This window comes from Holdemanella sp. DFI.5.55, assembly GCF_020593575.1.
GTDB lineage: Bacteria > Bacillota_I > Bacilli_A > Erysipelotrichales > Erysipelotrichaceae > Holdemanella > Holdemanella hominis.
Genome location: NZ_JAJDMK010000126.1, coordinates 1 through 3,305 on the forward strand (window position 1 = coordinate 1; position 3,305 = coordinate 3,305).

4 protein-coding genes are annotated in these 3,305 nt (G+C 25.9%); 2 read left to right on the forward strand and 2 right to left on the reverse strand.

Annotated features, from left to right (window positions below; all coding sequences use genetic code 11):
• Nucleotides 1–59 precede the first annotated feature (59 nt).
• Complete coding sequence (locus tag LJE08_RS13150) at nucleotides 60–770, forward strand: LytTR family DNA-binding domain-containing protein (protein ID WP_227403463.1); 711 nt, start codon at nucleotides 60–62, stop codon at nucleotides 768–770.
• Nucleotides 771–1,357: 587 nt separating this feature from the next.
• Nucleotides 1,358–1,990, forward strand: a complete 633-nt coding sequence (locus LJE08_RS13155; protein ID WP_227403464.1) for a hypothetical protein — start codon at nucleotides 1,358–1,360, stop codon at nucleotides 1,988–1,990.
• Between the two features lie 311 nt (nucleotides 1,991–2,301).
• Here LJE08_RS13155 and LJE08_RS13160 read toward each other — a convergent pair whose 3' ends face one another.
• Both LJE08_RS13160 and LJE08_RS13165 read right to left on the reverse strand, forming a co-directional pair.
• Nucleotides 2,302–2,868 carry a hypothetical protein gene (locus tag LJE08_RS13160; RefSeq protein ID WP_227403465.1) on the reverse strand — a complete coding sequence of 189 codons (567 nt, stop codon included), beginning with the start codon at nucleotides 2,866–2,868 and terminating at the stop codon, nucleotides 2,302–2,304.
• A gap of 126 nt (nucleotides 2,869–2,994) precedes the next feature.
• On the reverse strand, nucleotides 2,995–3,305 hold a 311-nt coding region (locus LJE08_RS13165), incomplete at its 5' end, for a hypothetical protein (RefSeq protein ID WP_227403466.1).

Consider the following 3,305-nt stretch of genomic DNA (forward strand, 5'->3'; position numbering starts at 1 on the left):
AAGGAGATGTATGTTGTAAATGACCAGCTAGATGGGTCAATTACAATATACCAGGCATAATGATAAAAATATTAATTTGTGAAGATATAGAAAGAGATAAGCTACACTTACATCAATTACTAGATTCCTTTTTACAATCAAACAATATATTATATAAGATTGATTATCTTGAGAATTTTGATGTAGGATCCAAATTGTTTCTAGAATATGATTTAATTTTTTTGGATATTGAACTAGGAGACTACAACGGCATAGAAATTGCATCGAAAATAAGAACCTATAATCGTAGTTCTATTATTATAATCACTTCTAGCTTTAAAAAATATTTAATAGATGGATATAAAATAGAAGCGAAAAGATATCTTATTAAACCAATTGATGAAAAAATATTTAACGTAGAGATGCAGAGTGTCTTATCAACTTCATTTAAACAACAATACGGTTTTTTCGATAAAAAGATATCTCAATATAAGATACATTATAAGGATATGTTATACATAGAATTTCTTAATCGACATACGATTATTCATTTTGTTAATAGTATTGAGAAAAAAACTACATATCCTCTTAAACATTGGATTGAAAAACTATCTAATAAAGGGTTTGGACAACCATATAAGTCTTTTTTAGTTAATCTTGATTATGTTAGTGGTTTTTCTTCAGATGGTAAAGATATTATCATGAACAATGGTGAAAAAATCCCATTATCTAAAAATTTCAAAAAGTCGTTCACAAATCAATATTTTGCTAATTTGCATAACATACTATGATGATTTTTCTATCCGATATACTCACAGTTATTTTTATTACACATTTCTTTAACCAATTTATTGCTAAAAGAAAAATATCCTGTTATTTGTTTTTTTTATTATTTCTTCTTGCTATAATGTGCACTTTTTTAGGAAATTATAACGGAATCAATCAGATAGGAAAAATTCTCTCTTTTATTACACTATACATATATATATCATTTTTATTTAAGGGTTCGCTAATTAATAAATTTACATTGTTTTTGGTATGTTACTTGATGATAGGGATTTCAGAGTCATTATCAATTGTTTTTTTTCAATTATTTAATCCTAGTTTCTCTTTAAATAATATCTACACATCAAATACTTATTTGGTGATTATAATTTTGACACAGTTTTTTGCTTATTTTTTTTCATATATCATACAAAAAATATGTCATACTATTAAAATCACAAACTTACCTAAATCCTTTTATATTTTGTTTTTTCCTGCATTAACAACGATATTGTTTCTCATTGTATATGGAAACTATCAAACACTCTTTTCAGGAAACAAGATTCTTGTTATTATTTTATTTCTCTTGCTAATTTTTAATTTTATTACAATATTGTTTCAACTACAAATCATTAAAAACGAAACCCTTAAAAAAAGTTTAGAAATATCAGAATTAAGTAAAGAAATGATGATTTCAAAATTTAATTCCTTAAACAAGGAATATGAATCCAATTTTAAATTTTTACACAATTTACTTCATACTTGTGCTGAACTTAATCAGTTAATAGATCAGAAAAAATATGATGAGCTAGACTCATTAATTAAATCATTGTCAAACAAGACAATCAAAGAATTTAATGAAATATATACCAATTCTCCAATCTTTTCAACAGTTTTAAACCATAAAAAAAATCAATTATCAAGTTTAAACATTTCAGTTACATCAACCCTTTATAGTGATGATTTATCAAAATTAGATTCCATCAATCAAATGATTTTTTATACTAAAATCTTAGATCTTGCTATAAAATATTGTAGTTTATCTGATGAGCAAAGATTTATTATCATTAAATCACGAAAAGATATATATTCTTGTACTCTTCAAATTATTTTTAATTTTCCTTCTACATTCGAGAATGATATAAAAGAATCAACTTCAAATATTGATAAAGAGTTTAATACTCAATCAGACATATCATTTGATTATAATTTAAAGATTGTAGATATAATTTTCTTAATAAACTAATTCACCTAATCTCACATCCAAATGTTCGAACACAAAAATGCCTTGTTTCACCGCAGTCAAACTATGGTATTAAGGCCTTATTACACCGATCATCCGTTATGTTACACCGATTCAAACCGTCATCAGTAACTGGTATAACCGCTAGAGTCACACCGAATTAGCCATCAATTACAGTTTTAGTGACTCATCCTACACAATTCTTTTAAAAAGAAGAGGATTATTCAAAAGTCGAACGATAAAAAGAACCATTTCATAAATTTGAAGTGGCTCTTCGTGGATTTAGTGGCTCTGAGCAATGGATTACCTGGCTCCTAGTGATGGACGGAATGGCTCTCAGTATGTGAAACACCTACTTTATCAACTTTTTTACATAACAAATCATAAAAATCCTGTGTTTGTTGATTTGTGTCAAAGTTGAAAATATATATTTTATTTTCATTTACATCTTTTAGCACTATAAAATCATTAACATCAAGATTGTAATAAACTTTAGCTTTGTAATAATAATCCAACTTTTCATTTTTGCTATTGTATATCTCAACATTAGCATCCCCAGAATAATACGTTTGGTATCCCCATCTAAAACCATTTGCTACGATCTTAAGTGTACAATCTCTATAGTTTTCGCATAATTCAATACTGGTATATTTAATTTCTTCGTTTAACTTTAAATAATCAGCATGCAACGAAGGTGTAATAATCGGATTCATTTTAATTGCAAATACTATACTGGTAACTACTATAATTCCAGCAGATATACAACCATAAACTATTTCAAATTTCTTATTAAGTCTATTCCCAAAATGATATTGTAAAATAATTGCAACACCACAAATTATCAAAAATAGAATTAAATCAAGCAAAAAAAATTTAGTCATATATTCTAAACCTCCAAGTCTATAAATCACAGATTGAATACAAATCCATCTAACAACTAAAATTGTATAAATGGCACTGGTTAATGGAATAAGTGGTTTTGATTATGCGAAAAACTCAATTAAAATTTAAGTTTCTTTTCTATTTTTTCGACAAACTAGCAAAAACAATAAAATAGCAACACATAATAAAGCAATGAATTCTAAATATATAGGATTTATTCCATTTATCCAGCTAAAGTTCAAAATATTTCTAGATAATTGAATTACATTTGATGGGAAAAATCCAAAAAATGAATAGTTATTAAACATAAATGGAATAAATATAAATAATATTGATAATAATTCGCCTATGTATTTTTTTTCATTTATTTTGACTAACAATGAGATAATATGAAGTGACCTCCTATTGTCAATACGTGGATTACGACTCATAATTG

What these genes read in the sequence shown, in the direction of transcription:
- LJE08_RS13150 (WP_227403463.1), top strand. Translation starts at nt 60, where the DNA reads ATGATAAAAATATTAATTTGTGAAGATATAGAAAGAGATAAGCTACAC.
- LJE08_RS13160 (WP_227403465.1), bottom strand. Translation starts at nt 2,868, where the DNA reads ATGACTAAATTTTTTTTGCTTGATTTAATTCTATTTTTGATAATTTGT.